Source organism: Kribbella sp. NPDC004536 (assembly GCF_042873835.1).
Lineage (GTDB): Bacteria > Actinomycetota > Actinomycetes > Propionibacteriales > Kribbellaceae > Kribbella.
The window spans coordinates 551,183-572,793 of the sequence record NZ_JBIALY010000004.1; the positions used below are offsets into that span (position 1 = coordinate 551,183).

The window sequence follows — 21,611 nt, forward strand, 5'->3', positions numbered from 1 at the left end:
CCCTCCGCGTAGTTCCGGTACCTCAGTGGTCCTTGGCCGGCCAGGGGGAGTCGGCGGGGCGGAGGGTTTCGAGGCCGGGGCCGTTGAGGGCGGTCCAGGTGGCTAGGGCGCCCATGATGAGGATGGGGTTCTGGAGTTGGCCGGCCAGGGCTGCGGCTACTACGTCGACGAGGGGGGCCCAGACGGTTTCCATGTCGGCTTCTTCGGCTTCGCGTTCGAAGGCCTCGTCGGCCGGGGAGAGGTCGCGGGCCAGGAAGATACGGACGGCTTCGTCGGTCAGGCCGGGTGAGGTGAAGGCGTCGACCAGGATGCGCCAGTCGGCGGCCTTGGTCGCGGTCTCCTCCCACAGTTCGCGCTCGGCGCCGAGGCGGTACTGCTCGCCCTGGACGTCGAGCAGCCCGGCCGGGGCCTCCAGCAGCTTGTAGCCGACCGGATGCCGGTACTGGCGGACCAGCAGCATCCGGTTGTTCTCGTCCAGCGCGACCACGCCGACAGCTCCCGGATGTACGACGACATCCCGGACGAACGACGTACCGCCGGGCGGTTCGATCGTGTCCCGGCGCACCGAGATCACCCGTCCGGTCTCGTGCACCACATCGGAGGCCGACACCGGCCAGCGCTCCGGCCGGTCGGCCAAGCCGGCACCGAACCGGAGCTCCGGGTAGTCCTTCATCGAGCCTTGACCGCCGTCTTCTTCGACGCGGCGGCCGGCTTCGGGTCCTCGACCGGGAGCCGGGACTCGCGCTGCCGGTCCAGCGCGGCCGAGACCAGGCCGGAGAACAGCGGGTGCGGTTTGGTCGGCCGCGATCGCAGCTCCGGGTGCGCCTGGGTGGCGACGAAGTACGGGTGCACGGCCCGGTCCAGCTCGATGAACTCGACCAGCTCGTGGTCCGGCGACAGGCCGCTGAACACCAGGCCGGCGTTCTCCAGCTTGTCCCGGTACGCGTTGTTCACCTCGTAGCGGTGCCGGTGCCGCTCCTGGATCGACGGGCCCCCGTACAGGCCGCGGACGATCGAGCCGTCGGCCAGGTTCGCCGGGTACAGCCCGAGCCGCATCGTGCCGCCCATGTCGCCGGTACCGGAGACGATGTGCTTCTGCTCCTCCATCGTCGCGATCACCGGCTGCTCGGCATCCGGGTCGAACTCGCTGGAGTTCGCCTGGTCCAGGCCGGCCAGGTTCCGCGCCACCTCGATCACCATGCACTGCAGGCCGAGACACAGCCCCAGGATCGGGATGCCCTGCTCACGGGCGTACCGGATCGCGCCGATCTTGCCCTCGATGCCGCGGACACCGAACCCGCCCGGGATGCAGATCGCGTCCACGTCCCCGAGCAGCCGCGCGGCCGCCTCGGGGGTGGCGCACTCGTCGGAGGCGATCCAGCGCAGGTTCACCCGGGCGTCGTTGTCGAACCCGCCGGCCCGCAGCGCCTCGGCGACCGACAGGTACGCGTCCGGCAGGTCGATGTACTTGCCGACCAGCGCGACCGTGACCTCGTCCTTCGGGTGGTGCACGACCCGGAGCAGCTCGTCCCAGCGGGTCCAGTCGACGTCGCGGAACTGCAGGTTCAGGCGGCGGACGACGTACGCGTCGAGGCCCTCGGCGTGCACGACCTTCGGGATGTCGTAGATCGACGGCGCGTCGACGGCCGCCACCACGGCCTCCACGTCGACGTCGCACATCAGCGAGATCTTCCGCTTCACGTTGTCCGGGATCGGCCGGTCGGCGCGGCAGACGATCGCGTCCGGCTGGATACCGATCGAGCGCAGCGCGGCCACCGAGTGCTGGGTCGGCTTGGTCTTCAGCTCACCGCTCGGCGCCATGTACGGCACCAGCGAGATGTGCAGGAAGAACACGTTGTCGCGACCGACGTCGTGCCGGACCTGCCGGGCCGCCTCGAGGAACGGCAGCGACTCGATGTCACCGACCGTGCCGCCGATCTCGTGCAGCACGACGTCCACGTCCGGGCCCGCCATCGCGAGCATCCGTTCCTTGATCTCGTTGGTGATGTGCGGGATGACCTGGACGGTGTCGCCGAGGTACTCGCCGCGGCGTTCCTTGGCGATCACGCTGGAGTAGATCTGGCCGGTCGTCACGTTGGCGACGGCCGACAGGTCCCGGTCCAGGAAGCGCTCGTAGTGGCCGATGTCGAGGTCGGTCTCGGCGCCGTCGTTGGTGACGAACACCTCGCCGTGCTGGAACGGGTTCATCGTGCCGGGATCCACGTTCAGATACGGATCCAGTTTCTGCATCGTGACGCGGATGCCCCGAGCCGTCAGCAGACTGCCGAGGCTGGACGCTGTCAGTCCCTTGCCGAGACTGGATGCCACGCCACCGGTGACGAATACGTGCTTGGTCTGCTGGGAAGTCGAAGCCCTGTCCACGGGTCTCCAGCCTACCTCTTGTCAAGCACCGGTCGCGACGAGACCCGCGTAGATGTCGAGCAGATTCTTCGCCACCGCGTCCTCGTCCATCCATCTGGCGGCCAACTCCCGGCCCCGTGTCCGCATAGCGTTCGCGGTTTCGGGCTCGGACAGCACCGCCCGGACCCCGTCCGCCAGACCGTCCGCGTCGCCCGGAAACGCCAGTACGGCGCTGTCGTCGACCAGTTCGGGTACGCCGCCGACCGCCGTCGCGACGACCGGTACGCCGACCTGCATGGCCTCCTGGAGTACGAGCGCCCGCGCCTCCCAGTGGGACGTGAGGAGAAACACGTCCGCGGCCCCCAGAAGGTCGGCCACGTCGTTGCGGTGTCCCAGCAGGCGGACCGGCAACTGCTCAGCGTCGATCCGCGCCTGGAGGTTGTCTCGCAACGGTCCGTCACCGACGACGACGAACACCGCGTCCGGCGTGGACTCGTGTACGCGGCTCGCCACGGACAGCAGCGTCGGGTAGTCCTTCTGCGGCGCCAGCCGGCCCACGGTGAGTACCAGCGGCTGGTCGCGAAGCCCTAGCTCGCGACGGACCGCCGCGCGCGACGTACGGATCGTGGGCATCGTGGGAGCGGCTACAGGGGCCAGCTGAGCGTTGCGGGCGCCCAGGCTCTTGGCCAGCTCCACCAGGTCGGTCGAGGCGCCCAGGGTCAGATCGGCGCCTCTGGCAACCAGCCGCTGCCCCATGCGCATCACCAGACCGCGAGGACCCGGTGCGATCACCGCGTTGTGCCAGGTGACGACCAGGGGGCGCAGCCGGGACCTGTCGCGAAGCGCGGTCATTCCTGCGCGGTAGCCGTGCGCGTGGATCACGTCGCAGCCGCGCAGCCCGGCCGCCTGGGTCACCACTGTCGCCGGAGCGAAGTCGAAGTGCTCGGCCGTACCAGGAGGCGCGCAGACCACCACCTCGTGCCCCGCACTGACGAACCGCGGCACCAGCGAGACAACGTGCTGCCCGATCCCGCCCCGCGCTTCCGCGAGCAGCAGCCCGATCCTCATGCTTTCTCCCGTCGTACGAGGGCGCGTGCGTCCGCGCGATCCAATGCAAGCACGACCACGGCGTACACGACGACAACGGCCAGCCCGGACAGGAGCGAGAAGAGGACGGCCTTGCCGACTCCACCATGCCCTGCGGGCAGGGCAACTACCCATCCTGCGGCACCGGCCAGGGCGGCACCTGCGAGTGCTGTGAGGTGCGCGCGGGGGACACCGGTCAGTACGCCAGGGCCTGCCTCGCGACGCAGTACCAGAAGCAGTACGAACGCTCCTACGACCATGCCGATCGACATGGCGGCTGCCAGGGCGGGTACTGCGTCCCACTTGGCTGTTAGCACCACACCGGCCACCGCTACGAGCACCCAGGCGCCTGAGGTCACCACGGCGACCTCACGGCCTGAGTGCCGTGCGTAGAGCACGCGGCCGAGGTGCATCAGTACGGCGAACCCGATCGCGGCCGGGGCGAACGCCAGCAGGCCGTTGGCCAGTGAGGTCGCCTTGGCCGCCTGTACGGCGCCGTCGTCGTACGCGAAGATCCGCGCGACCGGTACCGCCGTACCGATCAGCAGGGCCGCGCCCGCGCCGCCCGCCAGCATGACGGCGCGTGTAGACGTGGCCGCGTACCGGTCGAAGCCCTCGCCAGCTTCGAAGGCGGCTGCCATGCGCGGGAAGACGGCTGTGGTGATCGGTACGGCTAGTACGGCGTACGGAAGGAGGTAGATGGCGTTCGCCCACGTGTAGACCGCGATGCTGCCTGCTACGCCGCGGTGGTTGGCCAGGTACGTCGTGACGACGAAGGTGAGCTGCTGCGCGATCAGTACGGCAAGGCCGGCGAGTGCGAGCCGTCGTAGTACTGGTCCGACTCCAGGGTCCAGGCGAAGGGTCGGTCGTACTGGTAGACGCAACCAGAGCATCGGCACGAGCACGGTCAATGCCAAAGCGGCCACGCCGGCCGTTGTGCCCCAGGCGAGCAGGTCGGTGGCGCCCTGCGAGGCCGTGTCCGCGTTGGGCGCTGCGGCTGCGAAGACGAAGTACGTCGCGACGACTACCAGGCTGGAGATGAGTGGGGCGAGCGCGCCTGCCGCGAAACGCTTGTGGGATTGGAGTACTGCGGTTGCGACGACGGCGATCGCGTAGCCGAAGACCTGCGGTACGAAGATCGCCAGCATCCGGGTCGCGGTCGTGGTAGTACTGCCGCACTCCGCGCCCGGGTCGAGCATCGCGTCGGTGTACTGCCCCGCGAGAAGCCAAGCCAGCAAGGCGACCGGGGCCAGCAGCACGAACGACCAGGTCAGCAACGCCCCGATGATCCGGCCCTGCGCGGCACGATCCCCGCGAGCCACCGGCCCGGCCAGCACCGGGATCACCGCACCGGCCAACGCGCCACCGGCAACCACTTCGAACAGGATGTTCGGCAACTGGTTGGCCGTCGTGTAGGCCTCGGCCAGACAGCCCGCGCCGACGGTCTTCGAGAACACCAACCAACGCGCGAAACCAACCACCCGCGCAAGCACCGTGACACCAGCCACCAGCAACGCGGCCTGCGCAATCCGCGCGCCTCCGCCACCGTCCGCACGACTGCCCTGTGCGGAGGGGGTTGATGGGGTGCCGGCCTCAGGCGCCGGGACGGGCGGGGTGCCGCCGGAGCCGGTGCCCGGGGTGCCGCCGGAGCCGGTGCCCGGGGTGCCGCCGGAGCCGGTGGGCGGGGTGCCGCCGGAGGGGGTGGGCCGGGTGCCGCCGGAGGGGGTTGATGGGGTGCCGGCCTCAGGGGCCGGGACGGGCGGGGGGCCGCCGGAGCCGGTGCGCGGGGTGCCGCCGGACGGGGTGGGCGGGGGGCCGCCGGAGGGGGTGGATTCGCGGCCCGGGGGGTTGGTCGGGCGGTCGGGGACCCGGCCGTTTTTGCTCACCTGGGGCGTCGGCCCCACTGGTCGATCTTGTCGAGGGCCGGGGTTTCGGCGATGACCTTGGTGAAGCTGATCTTCTCGCTGGCCAGGTTGAGGCCGACGACGACCGCGAGCGCCAGCGTCTTCAGCGGACGCGGGAGGGCGGCGGCGAGTGCCGTACCAGTGATGGCGCCGAGACCGTTCGCGCCGCAATCGCCGAGCATTGCGCGCTCACCGAGATCCGACGGCGCAGAGGCTGCGGCGGCACCGACCACAGCACCGGCCGGGCCATTCACCACCGCGAGCGGCGCGTTCAGAGCGGTGACCGCCTTCAGCGCGCGTCCCGGACGAAGGTCGAGCAGATTCGTGAGGTTCGCCGTACCGGCAATCAAGGCGCCGTCGGCAACTACCCCGGCGACCGCTTTCACCCCACGCGACTTCCGCGGCAGCAACGCGGCGGCCGCGAGACCGGCCGCACCGACCCCGAGGATCTTGATCGCGCCACTGGTCACCTCGCCACGCTTCAACGCGGTCAGGTGACCACGGAAACCCTTGGCCTGCGTCGTCCCGCGCAGATCGTCGTACGCGCCGACAGCTCCCGACACTGCACCCGCGACGACCGCGGCAGCCTTCACCTTGCTGTTGCCGCGCGAGGCGATCACCCCGGCCAGCGCACCGAGCACAGCACCCGGTCCCTCGAGCAACGTCACCGGCTCACCACGATGGTTCGTCCGCTCGAACGGCTCCCGGTTCTCCTTCGGCAACTTCTCCGCCGCGCGCTCGAGCCCGGCAGTAGCGGCCGCCGCGACGGCAGCGCTCAGAATTCCCACGTCAGTTGTCCTTCGTCTGTACGGCTGACGGCGCCACGCCGTTCTTCGCGTTGATCGCGCCGTACTGCCCCGCCTTGCCCGTCACCTGCTCGGCGAGTGCGAAGACCACCGTCATCTGACCGGCGGGGAGATCGGCCACGTCCACCGAGGAAACGATCTTGGTGGCGTCGGAGTCACTCCGCAAGGCCTTGAGCAGGCCGCCGTCGCTCGCGGAGTCCGGCGTACCGGCCACGACGACCCCGCCGCTGCCCAGGTCCAGGCCCTTGATGAAGTCCACGGCATCGACGTACGAGGAGTTGTCCGGCAGCGGCGTCGGCGGCTTCGCGGCGATCACCACGATCAGGCTCGACCGGTCCTTCACCGTCGACGGCTTCAGCGACAGCAACTTCGCGCCGGTCAGCCCGCTGAGCACCTTGGTCGAGTCCGCGTCGGCGGTCTTACCCTCTTCCTTGGCCGCGACCCCGCGGGCGAGCAGCAGCCCGGCCCGCTGGTACGTCGTACTGTCCTTCGGGAAGTCCATGTCCGCGGTGACCAGCTGCTGCACGAGCGTGTCGACCAACTGGCGCTGGCCCGTGTCGAACAGCTTCGCGTCCAGCGAGACCTTGGTGGAGATCGTGCCGCCGGCCTTCTCCAGCTCGGCCTGGACGCCGTCGCTCAGGTCGCTGTCGGCGTTCGGCATCGTGACGAGCGTGATCTTCTTGTTCGCCAGCTTGCCGTCGGTCAGCCCGGCGGTCACCTTCGCGACGTAGTCGTCGCGGTACTTGTCCAGCGCCTTCACCTGCACCAGCTCGGCGCGCGCGTCGGCGAGCTGCTGGCGGTCCTTCTCGGCCTGACTGGCGACGATCTCGCTGCCGGTGCCCTTCAGCGGACCGGCGCCGAGCACCACACCCGCGCCCAGGGCGAAGAAGATCGCCACGATCGAGACGATGTGGTAGCGAAAGTCGATCACGTGAACAGCTCCCGGATCCAGTAGACGAAGTCGCTCCAGCGTGCCCGAAGGATCGACCACAAGACATCGTCCGCGCCGATGGCGACCATCGCCATCCCGACCGCGAACAGGCCGGCCACGATCAGCGCGACCACCTGGAACGTCGAGACCCGGCTGCGGTACAGCCGGCCGACGCCCTTCGCGTCCACCAGCTTCGCTCCGACCCGGAGCCGGGTGATGAACGTGCTCGCCATCCCGGAACGGCCCTTGTCGAGGAACTCCACCAGTGAGTTGTGCGTGCCGACCGCGACGATCAGCGAGGCACCCTTGGAATCGGCCAGCAGCATCGCGACGTCCTCGCTGGTGCCGGTGGCCGGGAACTCGATCGACTCCACGCCGAGCCGCTCCAGCCGTTCGGAGCCGGGCGCGCGGCCGTCGCGGTACGCGTGTACGACCACCTCGGCGCCGCTCTTCAGCGTCTCGTCCTTGACCGAATCCATGTCGCCGACGATCAGGTCCGGGACGTACCCGTTCTCGACCAGGGCGTCCGCGCCGCCGTCGACGCCGATCAGCACCGGCCGGTACTCGCGGATGTACGGCTTCAATGCGACCAGGTCGTCGCGGTAGTCGTACCCGCGCACCACGATCAGGACGTGCTTGCCCTCCATCGGGGTGTGGATCTCGGGTACGCCGACGCCGTCGAGCAGCAGGTCCTTCTCGCGGCGCAGGTACTCCAGTGTGTTCGCGGTGAACGCCTCGAGCTGCGTGGACAGGCCGGACCGGGCGTCCTCCATCAGCTCCGCGACCGACTTGCTGTCCTGGGCGAGGCCCTTCGCGACCGCTTCGTGACCGCGGTACAGCGTGCCTTCGTCGAGCCGGACGCGCTCGCCCTCGTGCAGGATCGAGAACACCTCACGGCCGACGCCGTCGACCAGTGGGATGCCGGCCTCGACCAGGATCTCCGGGCCGAGGTTCGGGTACCGGCCGCTGATCGAATCGGCCACGTTCACCACCCCGGCGACCTTGCAGTCGACCAGTGCCTCGGCGCTCACCCGGTCCAGGTCGACGTGGTCGATGACCGCGATCTCACCCGGCCGGAGCCGTTTGGTGAGATTCTTGGTACGCCGATCCAGCCGGACCACACCGGTGACTCCGGGCAGTTCAGTGGTACGTGCTCTCCGCAGGCTGGGCAGTTTCATCGCGCTCTCATCCTGCCATGTCAAGAGCCCCTTCCCGGTTCATTTACCCGGCCGGCCCACGGTTCACGCACCGAATTGACGGTCACCGTCCGTCATTTCATCCTTTCGGACGAGTCTGGCCCAGTGCCGGGCTACGGTCGAGAGGAGCCGAGAGAACGGAGCATCCGATGTCAGACGCCGCCGCACCGCCACCGCCGCCTGGTCCCCCGGGTCCGCCCGGCCCACCCCGCGGACCCGAGGAAGAAAGCAGCCGCTTCGTGCGCGCCGAACTCCACGAGGGTGTCGGCAGGCCGCTCGATGATCTTCACCGGGAAGCACTGGCAGCACCGGACGAGATCGATGCCGCCGCCAGGATCGCTCTGAGCGGTGTCGCGCGAGCTGTTCCCCCGCCGGCGCTCGGCGTCAACGGACCCGAAGTGGATCGATACGATCCCGACGCCGGCAAGGATGCGTACGACTCATGGCGCGAGACCACCGACGGGGCGCGGCAGTCGACCGGCAGCCGGGTTGGTACGACGGACGGCGGCTCCCTCAAGAAGTGATCAGCGCTTCTTGCGTTTGGGCTTGGTGTGGCGCTCGGCCGCGAGGGCCAGCAGTTCCTCGGCGTGAGCCTGGGCGGCGTCGGAGTTCTCCAGGCCGGCCATCATCCGGGACAGTTCCTTGAGCCGGGCGTCGTCGTCCAGGGCGACCAGGCCGCTGGTGGTGACCGAGCCGTCGTCGCTCTTCAGTACGACGGCGTGCCGGTCGGCGAACGCGGCCACCTGCGGGAGGTGCGTCACGACGATCACCTGCGCCTTCTCCGCCAGCCGCGCGAGCCGCTTGCCGACCTCGACCGCGGCGCGGCCACCGATCCCGGCGTCGATCTCGTCGAACACCAACGTGGGCACGGGATGCGTGTCCGACAGGATCACCTCGAGCGCGAGCATCACCCGCGACAGCTCACCACCGGACGCGGCCTTCTGCAGCGGGCGCGCCGGGCTGCCCGGGTTCGCCGCGAAGCAGAACTCGACCTCGTCGATCCCGTACGGTCCGGCGGTCGTCTCGTGCACCTCGACCGACAGCTTCGCGTGCGGCATCGCCAGCCCGGTCAGCTCCTCGGACACCGCGACGCCGAGACGTTCGGCGGCCTCGATCCGGGCCGCACGCATCTGCCGGCCGAGATCCGCGAGTTTCGCGTCCAGCTCGGCCAGCTCCGCCGTCAGCTGCTCCACCCGCTCGTCGCTGCCGTCGAGCTCGTCCAACCTGGTAGCGGACCGCTTCGCCCATTCCAGCACCTCGTCGACCACGCCGTCGTCGGCGCCGTACTTGCGCACCAACGTGTTCAGCAGCGCACGCCGCTCACTCACCACGGACAGCCGGGCGGGATCGGTGTCGACATCGGCGGCGTACGACGACAGCTCCTGGGCCAGATCCGCCGCCAGGTAGCCCAGTTCACCCGCACGATCGGCGAGCTCGGCCAGCTTCGGGTCGTGTTCGCGCTCACCGTCGAGGACCTGTTTCGTCAACGCCAGCAGGCCGAGTACGTCGTTCGGCCGGGTCGAGTCGAGGTCCTCCGACGCCAGCGCGTCCGCGGCGGTGGTGGCTGCCGTCCGCAGACCGTCGGCGTACGCCAGGCGCGCCTCCTCGGCCGCGAGCTCGGCGTCCTCGCCCGGCAACGGCTCCGCCTTCGCGACCTCGTCCAGCCCGAACCGCAGCAGATCCGCCTCGGCGAGCCGGTCCCGTTCGCGGGTGGTCAGCTCGGTCAGCTCGGCCTCGACCTCGCGGTGCCGCTTGTACGCCGCGGAGTACTCCTGCAACGGAACGAGAACCGCCTTGCCGGCAAAGGTGTCCAGCGTCTCGCGCTGCCGCGCCGGCTGCAGCAGCCGCCACTGATCGGCCTGACCGTGGATCGCGACCAGGTCGCCGGACACCTCGCCGAGCACCGACACCGGTACGGACGCGCCACCGAGGAACGCTCGCGAACGGCCCTCCGACGACAGCTCCCGCGCGATCAGCAGCTCGTCGTCGTCCAGCTCGCCGCCGCGGTCCTCGGCCTGCTGCACGATCGCCCGCGGTACGGCGCTCGCGCGGCCCTCGACCCGCGCCCGGCGGGTCCCGTGCCGTACCAGACCGCTGTCGGCGCGGCCGCCGAGCAGCATGTTCACCCCGGTGACGACCATCGTCTTACCGGCCCCGGTCTCGCCCGTGACGGCGGTGAACCCCGGGTCGAGGTCCAACGTGGCGTCCTCGATCACGCCCAGCCCGGTGATCCGAATCTCCGAGAGCATGCCTAGTGTCCCGTCAACGATGTAGGTCGAACGATAGCGGTGTTCAGGTGCGTGCATCGGGGTGCTTGGTCAGTGGCCTCGATGCGGAGCATCGTGGGCGCTGGGCAAGTGCCGCGAGGTGCGTGCCTGGGCGCCGATAGCGTCGAGCTACATCGTTGACGGGACACTATGTCTCCTGTTGTCCGTTGCCGTTGCGTTTGCGCTCGGCGGCACCGCGCCAGCCGAGCACCGGGAGATCGAACTTCGCCACCAGCCGGTCGGTGAACGACACCTCGTGCGCCCGGGCCAGCCGAACCGGCGTCGCGCCGCGCCGGACCGTGATCTCGGCGCCGGGCGGCACCTCGACCATCCGCCGGCCGTCGCACGACAGCACACCGCGCCCGTTCCAGGACGGGACCAGCTCGATCGACAGCCGCGACGTCGGCGCCACCACGATCGGCCGCGAGAACAACGCGTGCGCGCTCAACGGCACCAGCAGGATCGCCTCGACCTCGGGCCAGACGATCGGCCCGCCGGCCGAGAACGCGTACGCCGTACTGCCGGTCGGGGTCGCGACCACCACACCGTCGCAGCCCCAGCGCGACAGCGCGCGGTCGTCCACCTCGACCAGTACCTCGAGCATCTTCTCCCGGGCGGCCTTCTCCACGCTGGCCTCGTTCAGCGCCCAGGTCTCGAAGATCAGCTCGTCGTCCAGGCGGACGTCGACGGCCAGCGTCATCCGCTCCTCGACCGTGTACGTCCGGTTCACCACGACCTGGACGATCCGCTCCAGGTCGTCGACCTCGGCCTCGGCCAGGAACCCGACGTGACCCAGGTTCACCCCGAGCACCGGCGTACCGTGCGGGCGGGCCAGCTCGGCGCCGCGCAGGATCGAACCGTCGCCGCCGAGCACCATGATCAGCTCGACGTCGTTCGCCGCCTTCTCCGGGTCGTCGACGATCTCGACCGGATCGAGCTTGAGCTCCTCGGCCTCACCACCCAGCAACCGGACCAGCATCCCGGCGCCGGTCAGCAGCCGGTGCGCCTCCCGGGCGACCCCGACCGCCTGCTCCCGGCCGGTGTGCGTCACCAGCAGCACGCGCCTTGGCTCGTGCTCCACCATGCCGCTGCCTCCAGTCTTTCCCCACCCCACCGCCCCGCTCATTGCGGTCCCGTTTCGATGGCCGTCCGGAGCATCGTCTCATCGAGAGGCGGCGCTTCCCTGCGTATCCACAGGAAGTATTCGACATTTCCTGACGGACCAGGCAACGGGCTGGCCGCCACGCCCGCGATCCCCCACCCCAGCTCCTGCGCCTTGCGGGCGACGGTCCGGACCGCATCGGCGCGCAGCTCGGGATCCCGTACGACGCCGCCCTTGCCGAGCCGCTCCTTACCGACCTCGAACTGCGGCTTGACCATCAGCATCAGTTCACCGTCCGGCTTCACCACGCCGAGCAGCGCGGGCAGGACCAGCGTCAGGCTGATGAAGCTCAGGTCGCTGACCACCAGGTCGACCGGATCCCCGCCGATGTCCGCCGGCGTCAACGTACGGACGTTGGTCCGATCCATCACGGTGACCCGCTCGTCGTTCTGCAACGCCCAGACGAGTTGCCCGTACCCGACATCGACCGCGATCACATGCGCGGCGTCGTTGCGCAGCAGTACGTCGGTGAACCCGCCGGTCGACGCACCGGCGTCGAGCGTACGGCGGCCCTTCACCTGGACGTCCGGGAACGCCTCGAGCGCGCCGATCAGCTTGTGCGCACCACGGCTCGCGTACCCGGGGTCCTCATGCTCGGACGTGTCGACAACGATCGGCGCGTCGGCTGCCACACCGGTCGCGGCCTTGCTCGCCACGGTTCCGGAGACCTTCACCTTGCCGGCGGCGATCAGCTCGCCGGCGTGCTCACGGGAGCGCGCGAGCTTACGCCGTACCAGTTCGGCGTCGAGTCGCGACCGCTTGACTCCTTTGGCCACTCAGCTCCGGTCGCCCTGGTCGGCGTCCGCCTCCACCAACGCGCTCTGCAGCCGCTCGTGCAGGTCTGCGTACACCTCGCCGTGCTCACTCACCGGCCGGTCACGCAGTTCATCGAGCCGGCCCATCGTCTCCTCGACCAACGGGTGCCCGGCCTCGCCGTCTTCGTACGCGGACGTCTCGGCGCCCAGCTGATCCTCCGGCGGGTCCTCGGCCGACTCAGCCTCGAATGCGTGCTCGTGTTCCTGCCCGGGTGCGCGGGCGAACTCCGGTCCGAACTCCACCGCGGCCGGATCCACGTGGTCCTGAGCACCAGGCTCGGTGTCGTAGTCCGGGTGCGCCTCGGTCTCCTCCGACTGGTTCGGGTCGAAGCCGGGCTCGACGTCCGGATCCACGTCCGGTGGGAACTGTTCGCCAGGATGCTCGGTCATCTCAGGCCTTCTTCGCGGTCTTCTTCGCGGGCGCCTTCTTGGCCGCCTTCTTCGCGGCAGCCTTCTTCGCGGTCTTCTTCGCGGGCGCCTTCTTGGCCGCCTTCTTCGCGGCAGCCTTCTTCGCCGGCGCAGCCTTCTTGGCAGCAGTCTTCTTTACCGGGGCCTTCTTGGCTGGCGCTGGGGGCTCGTCGACCACCGACGCCTCCACGACGTCCTCCACGACCGGCGCCGGTTCGGCGGCCCGTTCGGCCGCGGCGGCGTGCGCCTCGGCCAGCTCGGTCTCCAGCGCCTTCACCCGGCGGGTGAGCGCGGCAACCTCCTCGGACCGGACGAACCCGAGCCGCGCCACCGCGCCCTCGACCTCGTTCGCCACGATCGCCTGCAGCAGCTGCCGGTTGCTCTTGCTGGTGGCAACGATCTCGTCGGCCAGGTCACTCACCCGGGTCGTCAGCGCGTCCGCCCCGGTCTGCTGCAACAGCGCCTTCGCAGCGGACTGGGCCTTCTGCTTGGTGACCTCGGTCAGCCCGTTCGCCAGCTGTACGTATCCGCGCAGCGCGTCCATCACCATGACTGCCTCCTAGCGTCGTCCCCAGCAACGGTATCGCCTCGCTGCCGCAATACCAGTCAGACCTACCTACTTGTCGAGGCCGATCCGGTGCAGCGCGGCGTCCAGCGCGATCGAATCCGCTGTCGGCGCAGGCTTCGGGCGCGGCCGGCGGCTCCGTGCGGTGGCCTTCGTGGGCTTCACCGGCTCGGCGGGCGCGTCGACGGCGGTCCAGACCGCGGACAGGATCGCGCGCAGACCGTCGTACGGCTTGCCTTCGCCCTTCACCGTCACCGCGTTGTTCACGATCTCGGCGGTCCAGCCCTCGCAGTTGTGTTTGCTGCCGTCGACCGTCACGCCCGGCTGCTTCTCCGCGAGCGCACCGAGCCCGGCGGCGACGTACGTGGGGCGCTGGTTCTTCGGCGCCCGCGCGAGGTCGTACGCGTCGTGCACCCCGGTCGCCACCCACAGGCTGGCGATGCCGACCGCGTTCGCGCCCTCGATGTCGGAGTCCAGCCGGTCCCCGATCATCAACGGGCGCTTGGCTTCCAGCCGTTCGATGCTGGTCTCCAGCAGCGGCGGCTCGGGCTTGCCGGCGACCACCGGGTCGACGTCGACGGCGGCGCGGACCGCGTGCACCAGCGTCCCGTTTCCGGGTGCCTTGCCGGCCGCGGTCGGGATCGTCTCGTCCATGTTGGTCGCGAACCACTTCGCGCCCTCGTTGACCGCGTGCGCGCCGTCGGCGAGCATCACCCAGTTCACCTCCGGGTCGAAGCCCTGCACGACCGCGACCGGGTGCGCGTCGCTGGTCCGGACCGGGGTCAGCCCGTACTCCTCGAGCGCGACGTGCAGCCCTTCGCCGCCGACCACGAGGACCGGCGAGCCCTTCGGGAACTCGTTCGCGATCAGCTTCGCGGCCGCCTGCGCGGACGTCACCACGTCGTCGGCGATCACGTCGATCCCGAACGACGCGAGGTGCTCGGCAACGACCCGGGCCGGCCGGCTCGCGTTGTTCGTGATGTACCCGATCCGCATACCTTCCTTGGCCGCCTTGCGCAGGTTCTCGGGCGCGTCCGGCACCGGATCAGGGCCGACGTACACGACGCCGTCGAGGTCCAGCAGCGCCACGTCGTACCGGCTCGCGAGCGCTTCGTCACACGCCGACAGCGGTTCTGGGGCGGTTCGTTCCTTGGTCATGCATCACCCCGTACGATTCCGCGCATGCCGGATGCGGTACTGAGACTCGATCCCCTGCGCGCGTGGCGGTTCGTAGCGGGCAAGGTGAGTGCGCTGGGTGCCGTCACGTCACCGCCGTACGACGTGCTGGAACCCGCCATCGTCCGGCGGCTGACTGACTCTGATCTGCACAACATGGTGAGGCTCATCCTTCCACGCGATCCGGACCTCGGCCCGGCCCGGTACGACGAACCCGCGCACCGGCTGTCCGGGTGGCAGCACGACGGCGTGGTCGTACAGGACGAGCGGCCCGCGCTGTACGTGTACGAGCAACGCCTGGGCGACGCCGTGCTGTGCGGGCTCGTCGGCTCGCTTCGACTGGATCCCACGCGTCAGGTAGTACTTCCGCACGAGGACGTCATGCCGCACTGGGTCGACGACCGGCTGCGGCTGATGGAGGCGACCGACGCGGACCTGGAACCGATCCTGCTCGCCTACTCCGACGGCGGCATGGCCAGCGATGCCGTGGACGCGGCGCGGGCCGGAGAGCCGTGGCTCGAGGCGGAGACCGACAACGGGGCAGAGCATCGCATCTGGCGTATCGACGACGCCGCCGTGCTGGCGGACATCTCCGAGGAGCTGTCCAAGCACGAGGCGCTCATCGCGGACGGGCACCACCGGTATGCGGCTTACCTGGAGCGACAGCTACGGGAGCCGTACCGGCAGAGCGCAGAGGTCGGCCTGGCGATGCTGGTGGACTACGTGCGGCACCCGCTGACGCTAGAGCCGATCCACAGGGTCATACCGGGTCTGGACCTGGAGACCGTGCAGTTGCGGACACCTACCGGCTGGCAGATGCAGCCAGGCCGTGTAGAGGGCGATCCGAACCGCATCTCGGTCACAGACGGCACCAGCTGGCTCACACTGCATGCGGCTTCTGACGCGCCTACTGTCGCGCTTCTGCACGAGGTGCTGCTGCCGGCATGGGGAGTCGCCGAGGACGACCTGAGCTTCCACCACACGCTTGCTGACGCTCTGGCGCTCGCTGACACGCAGCAGCTCGCTGTTGAACTGACAGCCCCGACCATGGATCAGGTACTACGTTCTGCGGCGCAAGGTGTTGTACTGCCGCAGAAGGCCACCTCGTTCGGGCCGAAGCCGCGGGTAGGGCTGCTGTTCCGGACGCTGTGAGGGTCAGGGCCGGTGGTACAGGCTCAGGAATTGCTCGCGTAGGGGCTTCCGAGCGGCTCTGTGGCGCTCTGTGAGGCGCCCGAGGGTGAACGAGAGCTCTGGGTCGTCCTGGGCCGCCGCGTCGTCAGCCATGGCTGTCAGGGCGTCCGCTGCGGCGCAGTGGTCCTGGTGCTGGCCCAGGAGCTCCTGGTAGGTCGCTGCGTGGGCTGCTGTGGCCTTGGCCTCGTCACCCAGTACCGCGGCGCTGGTGTCGGCGGCGTACCGGACACGCTTCGCCAGGAGGCGCACCTCGTGCCAGTCATCGTCGGGGGTCCAGGGCTTGAGCTTGTCGGCTTCCTGGGTGAACTTCTCGGTGGCCGCGTTCAGGAGCTGCGGTAGGACCTCGCCACAGGGCTTGTCTGCGTTGGACTTGAGGTCGGGGGCCGCGGCGATTGCTTCCAGGGTGTCGAGGAGGTCCCTCGTGGAGTCGCCCAGTACGACCTCGGCCGAGCGGGCCGCCGCGCGGTCCAGGCCGAGCGTGAGGGCCGTCAGAATCGTGTCGACGTGTTCCTCGTTGTCCTCGCTGTTGGTGGTCTCGCGGACGAGTGCCGCGATCACCTCGAGGTCGCGGGCCTCACCACACGCCTGCGCGACCGACGCCAGGTCGGCGCGAAGTCCGGTCGCCCAGTCACCGGCCAGCAGTTTGCGGAACAACTTCAGGTCACTCCGCAACCGCCGGCACGACACCCGAACCTGGTGGATGGCATCGTCCTCCCCGTCCGCCACCATCCCCACCGACTTCTCCAGCCGCCGCGCCCCTTTGACGAGCGCAGCAGCCACCAACCCTCCAACCGGGTCCTCAGCGCCGATCCCCCCGGCCGCCATACCTACTCCCCGCCGCCCTTGGACTCCGCCCCACCCTCAACCGCCCCGGCTCCATCCCCAGCCCCGTCGGCATCGCCCCCGTCGGCTTCGCCCTCGGCCCCGTCGGCTTCGCCCTCGGCCCCGTCGGCTTCGCTCTCAGCCTTGTCCTCGGCCGCGCCGCCGGTCTCGGCTGCCGCAGACACGGCCTCAGCTACGTCAGAGGATCCGTCGCCGTCATCCTCATCCCCAGCGTCCAGCTCGACCTCTGCAACCTCGTCGGCCTCGTCGAGGTCGACCTCATCGACCTCGTCCGTGTCGCCCTCGTCGACCTCGTCCGTGTCGTCGCCGTCCGTGTCGTCGCCGTCCGTGTCGTCGCCGTCCGTGTCGTCCTCGTCGAGGTCGTCCTCGTCGGTGTACTCGTCCTCGAAGTACTCGTCGTCCGCCGTGTCGTCCTCGTCGAGGTCGGTGAACTCGAGGCCCTCCAACTGGGCAGCCCGCTCGGCCGCACCCGTCGTACCGTCCCCGTCGACCCCAGCCGCCCGGTGGAACCACACCAGCGCGTCATCAGCCCGACCGGCCGCCTCGAGCGCGTCGGCGTACGCGTACCGCAACCGCGGCAACCAGTCCGCCTTCGTCCGCTTGGTCAGCTCCGGCACCTCGAGCATCTGCACCGCCGCCGCGGTCTGCCCCATGTCGCGCCGCGCGCCGGCCGCCACGATCAGCAGCTCGATCTGCGTCGGCTCGGACAGGTCGTGCGCGTGCTTGTCCTTGGTCAGCGCCAACGCCTTGTCCGGCCGCCCGAGAGCGCGCTCGCAGTCGGCCATCATCGCGAGCACCTCGTGGTTCCCGGTCATCCGCCGTACCGCACGGAACTCGGTCAGCGCCTCGTCGTAGTGCTCAGCCAGGTACGCCGTGATCGCAACCGCCTCACGTACCCCGCCGAGCCGTGCCGCCAGGCGCCGCGCCGTACGCGCGTGCTGATACGCGAGCTCCGGATCGTCGTCGAGGAACCGCCCCGACGCCACCAGATGCTGCGCCACCAGATCGGCCAGCGAACGCGGCAACGACCGAAGCTCGGCCTTCACACCCCGATCGAGCTCGGCCCCGGTGATCCCTTCCGGAATCTTCGGGTCGTCGCGCCGAGGCCCGACCTTCTCCTCGCGCTCCTCCCGCCGGAAACCGCCACGCCGGTCGTCGCGACCACGCGAATCCCCGCCGCGATCGTCCCGCCGAAACGCCCCGCGCTCCCCACGCCCAGGCCCACCGGCCCGAGCCGGCCCACGCCCTCGCGAATCCGCACCCGCCCGCCGAGAGTCCCCACGCTCATCACGCCGGAACCCACCACGATCATCCCCGCCACGCTCAGCCCGGAACCCGCCACGGTCGTCCCCGCCACGTCCGGCCCGGAACCCCCCACGGTCGTCACCACCGCGATCGTCCCGCCGGAACCCGCCCCGCGAATCCCCGCCACGCTCATCACGCCGATACCCACCACGGCCGTCCCCGCGCTCATCACGCCGGTCCGCACCGCGGCCGTCCCCACGGTCATCGCGCCCGTACCCACCACGGCCGTCCCCGCGCTCGTACGCCCCGCGGCTGTCGCCACGCTGGTCACGCCCGTACCCACCGCGCTCGTCGCGTCCGCCACGATCGTCCCGCCGCGAGCCGGCTACCCCACGGCCCGCACCAGCTCCACGCCCGGTACCGCGCTCATCGCGACGGTATCCGCCACGGTCCTCGCGCCCTTCACCGGACATCTGCCCACCGAACGGCTCCCGCCGCGCCTTGTCGTCCCCCCGAGACCCGGCAAACCCACGCCGATTCTCGGACGAACCCTCGTCCCCGTACGACCCACCGGACCGCCCAGCACCACCGGACCGCCCACCGGCGAACCCGCCCCGCCGAGCAGGCGCTCCACCCGACCGAGCACCGGAAGATCCACTGCGCGCCCCACCGGACGCCGACCGCGAACCCCCGGACCACCCGGAACCAGAACCAGCCCCACCACGCCCAGCACCACCGCTGGAACGCCCGGAGTCACCCCCAGACCATCCACCGGAAGCACCCCCGGACCGCCCACTACCGGAGTACCCACCCCCGGAACCAGACCGCCCGCCGCCGGAGTATCCGCCACCGGAACCAGACCGCCCGCCGCCGGAGTATCCGCCACCGGACCCGGACCGGCCACTCCCGGAGTAGCCACCATCGGAACCGCCAGAGCCACCCCGAGCACCACCGGAGTACCCACCGCCGGAACCCGACCGACCACCACTCGAGCCACCGCGATCCGACCCGGACCGAGCGCCACCCGAACCCGACCCGCCGGCCCGTCCCGACCCACCGGAACGCCCAGCGCTACCGAACCCGGAGCGCCCAGCCCCAGAACTACCAGCGCCCGAGCGCCCAGAACCCGAGCGCCCAGCACCCGAACGATTGCCGGAGTCGGAACGACCACCCCCGGTACGGCCGGACCGCCCGGCGCCTCCGGAGGAACCGCGACGGTCCCCTGAACCGGAGCGAGGATTGCGAGGTGGCGTAGCCACGATGACTCCTAACGATGCTGAAGAACTGTAATCGGACAAACGTTACCGTCCATCCCAACGATCCACCGCATCGAACGCTTCCCCCAACCGCCACCCGCCCTGCCCACCACTCAAAGCACCGCTCGACCCCGCCGCTCGGGTCCGTTCGGGTGGTGATGGGTGCTGGGAGTTGTTCTGCAGACGGCGGGCTGGTCGGAGTTGTGCGTTCTTGGTAGTTGTGGGGACGGGTTGGTGGGGTGCTTCTGTAGACGGTTCAGGAGTCCACTAGTGGTCCGTGGATCTCTCCGGCGCCTGTGTGGGCCAGGTGGGCGATCTTCTCGAGTGTCTCGAGCGGGGTAAGGGCCGAGTTGTCGATGGAGGCGGACCACGGAGAGAGCCTGGTTCGCATGAAGTGGAGTTCGTTTGTGAGGTGGGGCGCTGAACGGTGTGGATCGTTGGCGGTTCGCCGGAGTACTGCTTCTTCCGAGGGGTCCAAGGAGAAGTGAAAGACCCGGCCGAGTCGTAGGAAATGTGGAATGACCGGGTTGAGGTCGACGGCGTCGTGAATGGCGTTGCCGGCGATCAGAATGTTCTCGTAGCCGGCCTCGACGAACGACTCCGCGAGAGATACAGATTGGCGCAGTACGAGCGCGGTGCGGGCGTCGTCGTACGGGAGGTCCCAGTGTGGATCCACCATGAAGTACAGCTGGTCCAGGTCGATCGCAGCAGTCAGACCCCACGTGGTGAGCTTCTCGTGGTGTCCCAGCCGGAGCACAGTCGTCTTACCGGTGCCAGCCGACCCGGACAGAAAGACAGTCCTAGACATCCGCATCAGACAGCCGTGAAACACCGAGCTCGCACACGCGAGCCAGAATAGTCCGCACCCGAGCAGACAACGCGAACGCAAACCCCACGAGCACATCCGCCGGCCGAGCAGTTCCGGTGACGCGTGGCGCCGCAGCCGAGGCCGTTCCCGGGCGGAAGTGGTTTCCGGTGAACAGGTATGTACGAGTGGACATGCCAATGGAGGTGCCGACGCCGGGTTCGCGGAACGCGAACGGCGTCCCGCCAGCGTGAACTGCAGAGAGCGGGCTGGGTTCGTGGCCTGGGGATGATCGTGCGCCGGATCTGGGCAAGGATCTTCCCCGAATCGGCACGGGCACCGCGCGGCCGCGCGTTCCGCGGTGGTTAACCCCCTCCGTCAGGACGCAGTCGGCTCTCAGCTTGCGGTGCGTAGGTGACGAAGACTCCGACGGATCCGCCTCGGTGCCGCTCGGCCCAACTGCCGGTGAAGCCGAGCCAGTTCCGCGGCAAGCGCCGCAGGCGCCGCGAGCGCGGGCAGCGCCGGAAGCGCGGCCAAGGTGATGGGCGAGATGTGGGTGCAGGGCCGGCGTATAAGTCGTGGGGCCCGGCGAGGCCGGGTCGGGTTGACGGGTTTGTGCGGCTCGGAGTCTCCGGCCGAAACGTGCGGCTGGACAAACATGGGCCGGACGAAACTCCTACGGGTCCGCCTCCGTGGCGCTCGGCTCAGCTGCCGGTGAAGCCGGGCTTAGTTCTGCGGCAGGCGCGGCAATCGCAGCAGGCGCGGCAAGCCGGGCAAGGGACACGGTCCAAGGTGGTGGGCGAGATGTGGGTGCAGGGCCGGCGTATAAGTCGTGGGGCCCGGCGAGGCCGGGACGGGTTCACGGGTTGCGCGACTCAGTGCCCCGGGCGGACGTGCGCCGGGCAGACGTGCACCGGGCGAACATGCGCTGGGGGTAGGGCCGAATGCACCTGGTTGCGGCGCATGTGGGCCGGGTGTAGGTGGGACTGGCCGGCGCGGTGTCGGGTGGTTGTGGTGTAGGCGCGGGCGTGGTGGTGTGAACGACGCCCACGCACTCCGCTCACGCCGGCCGGCGGCAAATGCGGGCGGGAGTATGTGGGACGGGCTGGTGCGGTGTCGGGTGGTTGTGGTGCGGGCGTGGGTGCTGGTGTGAGCGGACCCGCCTTGAGCAGCCGGTGCCGAGGGGGAGAATGTCGGTAGAAATGTTAAGGGCCACCCCCTAGTGGGGGTGGCCCTTAACAGTGTGAATGTCCGGCGGCGTCCTACTCTCCCACGACCTCCCGGTCGCAGTACCATCGGCGCTGAAGGGCTTAACTTCCAGGTTCGGAATGGAGACTGGGTGTTTCCCCGACGCTATGGCCACCGAAACTCTATGAGAACACATGTCAACCTACCAAGCCACACACCCACCGTTCGTGGGTGTGGTTGCCGGGGTGACCGTATTCTGGGAACCGTACAGTGAACGCGAACATCGTTACGTGTAGCGCAGCTTGCATGAAAGTTTGTGTGTGTGACAAGCCCTCGGCCTATTAGTACCAGTCAGCTCCACACCTTACGGCGCTTCCACTTCTGGCCTATCAACCCAGTGGTCTAC

Annotated in this window: 19 protein-coding genes and 2 rRNA genes; 2 read left to right on the forward strand and 19 right to left on the reverse strand. The window is 69.6% G+C overall.

Annotation, left to right across the window (positions count from 1 at the left end):
- Positions 1 to 22: 22 nt before the first annotated feature.
- From ACFYRU_RS35860 to steA, 7 genes are read right to left on the reverse strand one after another with little or no spacing between them, the layout of a single operon-like run.
- A complete protein-coding gene (locus ACFYRU_RS35860) occupies positions 23 to 673 on the reverse strand; it encodes an NUDIX domain-containing protein (RefSeq protein WP_387667395.1) in 651 nt (216 codons plus the stop codon).
- Positions 670 to 2,382 carry a CTP synthase gene (locus ACFYRU_RS35865; protein WP_387667397.1) on the reverse strand — a complete coding sequence of 571 codons (1,713 nt, stop codon included), beginning with the start codon at positions 2,380 to 2,382 and terminating at the stop codon, positions 670 to 672. The genes ACFYRU_RS35860 and ACFYRU_RS35865 overlap by 4 nt, the downstream gene beginning before the upstream one ends.
- A 21-nt stretch (positions 2,383 to 2,403) precedes the next feature.
- Entirely contained in the window at positions 2,404 to 3,429 is a 1,026-nt protein-coding gene (locus ACFYRU_RS35870) for a glycosyltransferase family 4 protein (protein ID WP_387667400.1), read from the reverse strand.
- Complete coding sequence (gene murJ, locus ACFYRU_RS35875) at positions 3,426 to 5,333, reverse strand: murein biosynthesis integral membrane protein MurJ (RefSeq protein ID WP_387667403.1); 1,908 nt, start codon at positions 5,331 to 5,333, stop codon at positions 3,426 to 3,428. Before murJ ends, ACFYRU_RS35870 begins: the two co-directional genes overlap by 4 nt.
- Complete coding sequence (locus tag ACFYRU_RS35880; RefSeq protein WP_387667405.1) at positions 5,330 to 6,139, reverse strand: hypothetical protein; 810 nt, start codon at positions 6,137 to 6,139, stop codon at positions 5,330 to 5,332. The genes murJ and ACFYRU_RS35880 overlap by 4 nt, the downstream gene beginning before the upstream one ends.
- Position 6,140: 1 nt before the next feature.
- Entirely contained in the window at positions 6,141 to 7,088 is a 948-nt protein-coding gene (locus ACFYRU_RS35885) for a copper transporter (protein WP_387667407.1), read from the reverse strand.
- Positions 7,085 to 8,266 (reverse strand): putative cytokinetic ring protein SteA, encoded by a 1,182-nt coding sequence (steA, locus tag ACFYRU_RS35890; protein ID WP_387667410.1) that lies wholly within the window; start codon positions 8,264 to 8,266, stop codon positions 7,085 to 7,087. Before steA ends, ACFYRU_RS35885 begins: the two co-directional genes overlap by 4 nt.
- A 257-nt stretch (positions 8,267 to 8,523) precedes the next feature.
- Here steA and ACFYRU_RS35895 point away from each other — a divergent pair, with 257 nt between their 5' ends.
- Entirely contained in the window at positions 8,524 to 8,808 is a 285-nt protein-coding gene (locus tag ACFYRU_RS35895) for a hypothetical protein (protein ID WP_387667413.1), read from the forward strand.
- On the opposite strand, the gene recN is transcribed toward ACFYRU_RS35895, so the two are convergent.
- The 6 genes from recN to ACFYRU_RS35925 form a co-directional block, all read right to left on the reverse strand.
- Positions 8,809 to 10,533 (reverse strand): DNA repair protein RecN, encoded by a 1,725-nt coding sequence (gene recN, locus ACFYRU_RS35900; protein WP_387667415.1) that lies wholly within the window; start codon positions 10,531 to 10,533, stop codon positions 8,809 to 8,811.
- 166 nt (positions 10,534 to 10,699) lie between these two features.
- Positions 10,700 to 11,635, reverse strand: a complete 936-nt coding sequence (locus ACFYRU_RS35905) for an NAD kinase (protein WP_387667417.1) — start codon at positions 11,633 to 11,635, stop codon at positions 10,700 to 10,702.
- Positions 11,636 to 11,673: 38 nt separating this feature from the next.
- The gene (locus tag ACFYRU_RS35910) at positions 11,674 to 12,489 is read right to left on the reverse strand and encodes a TlyA family RNA methyltransferase (protein WP_387667419.1); all 816 of its coding nucleotides are present in this window, start codon (positions 12,487 to 12,489) and stop codon (positions 11,674 to 11,676) included.
- Positions 12,490 to 12,918, reverse strand: coding sequence for a hypothetical protein (locus tag ACFYRU_RS35915; RefSeq protein WP_387667421.1), 429 nt, complete (start codon positions 12,916 to 12,918; stop codon positions 12,490 to 12,492).
- Position 12,919: 1 nt separating this feature from the next.
- Positions 12,920 to 13,486, reverse strand: coding sequence for a polyhydroxyalkanoate synthesis protein PhaF (locus ACFYRU_RS35920; RefSeq protein ID WP_387667424.1), 567 nt, complete (start codon positions 13,484 to 13,486; stop codon positions 12,920 to 12,922).
- 66 nt (positions 13,487 to 13,552) lie between these two features.
- Complete coding sequence (locus ACFYRU_RS35925; RefSeq protein ID WP_387667427.1) at positions 13,553 to 14,659, reverse strand: HAD-IIA family hydrolase; 1,107 nt, start codon at positions 14,657 to 14,659, stop codon at positions 13,553 to 13,555.
- 24 nt (positions 14,660 to 14,683) lie between these two features.
- Between ACFYRU_RS35925 and ACFYRU_RS35930 the strand changes: the two genes are divergently transcribed.
- Entirely contained in the window at positions 14,684 to 15,829 is a 1,146-nt protein-coding gene (locus ACFYRU_RS35930; protein ID WP_387667429.1) for a DUF1015 family protein, read from the forward strand.
- Positions 15,830 to 15,832: 3 nt separating this feature from the next.
- Here the strand turns inward: ACFYRU_RS35930 and ACFYRU_RS35935 are convergent, their stop codons facing one another.
- The 6 genes from ACFYRU_RS35935 to ACFYRU_RS35960 form a co-directional block, all read right to left on the reverse strand.
- The gene (locus ACFYRU_RS35935) at positions 15,833 to 16,648 is read right to left on the reverse strand and encodes a CHAD domain-containing protein (protein ID WP_387667431.1); all 816 of its coding nucleotides are present in this window, start codon (positions 16,646 to 16,648) and stop codon (positions 15,833 to 15,835) included.
- A gap of 47 nt (positions 16,649 to 16,695) precedes the next feature.
- Positions 16,696 to 17,757 (reverse strand): hypothetical protein, encoded by a 1,062-nt coding sequence (locus ACFYRU_RS35940; protein WP_387667433.1) that lies wholly within the window; start codon positions 17,755 to 17,757, stop codon positions 16,696 to 16,698.
- Positions 17,754 to 18,320 (reverse strand): hypothetical protein, encoded by a 567-nt coding sequence (locus tag ACFYRU_RS35945; protein WP_387667436.1) that lies wholly within the window; start codon positions 18,318 to 18,320, stop codon positions 17,754 to 17,756. Before ACFYRU_RS35945 ends, ACFYRU_RS35940 begins: the two co-directional genes overlap by 4 nt.
- A 1,148-nt stretch (positions 18,321 to 19,468) precedes the next feature.
- Positions 19,469 to 20,020, reverse strand: a complete 552-nt coding sequence (locus ACFYRU_RS35950; protein WP_387667439.1) for a hypothetical protein — start codon at positions 20,018 to 20,020, stop codon at positions 19,469 to 19,471.
- Positions 20,021 to 21,266: 1,246 nt separating this feature from the next.
- A 5S ribosomal RNA gene (gene rrf / locus ACFYRU_RS35955) occupies positions 21,267 to 21,384 on the reverse strand.
- Between the two features lie 142 nt (positions 21,385 to 21,526).
- Positions 21,527 to 21,611: ribosomal RNA gene (locus ACFYRU_RS35960) — 23S ribosomal RNA — on the reverse strand; the annotation flags it as partial.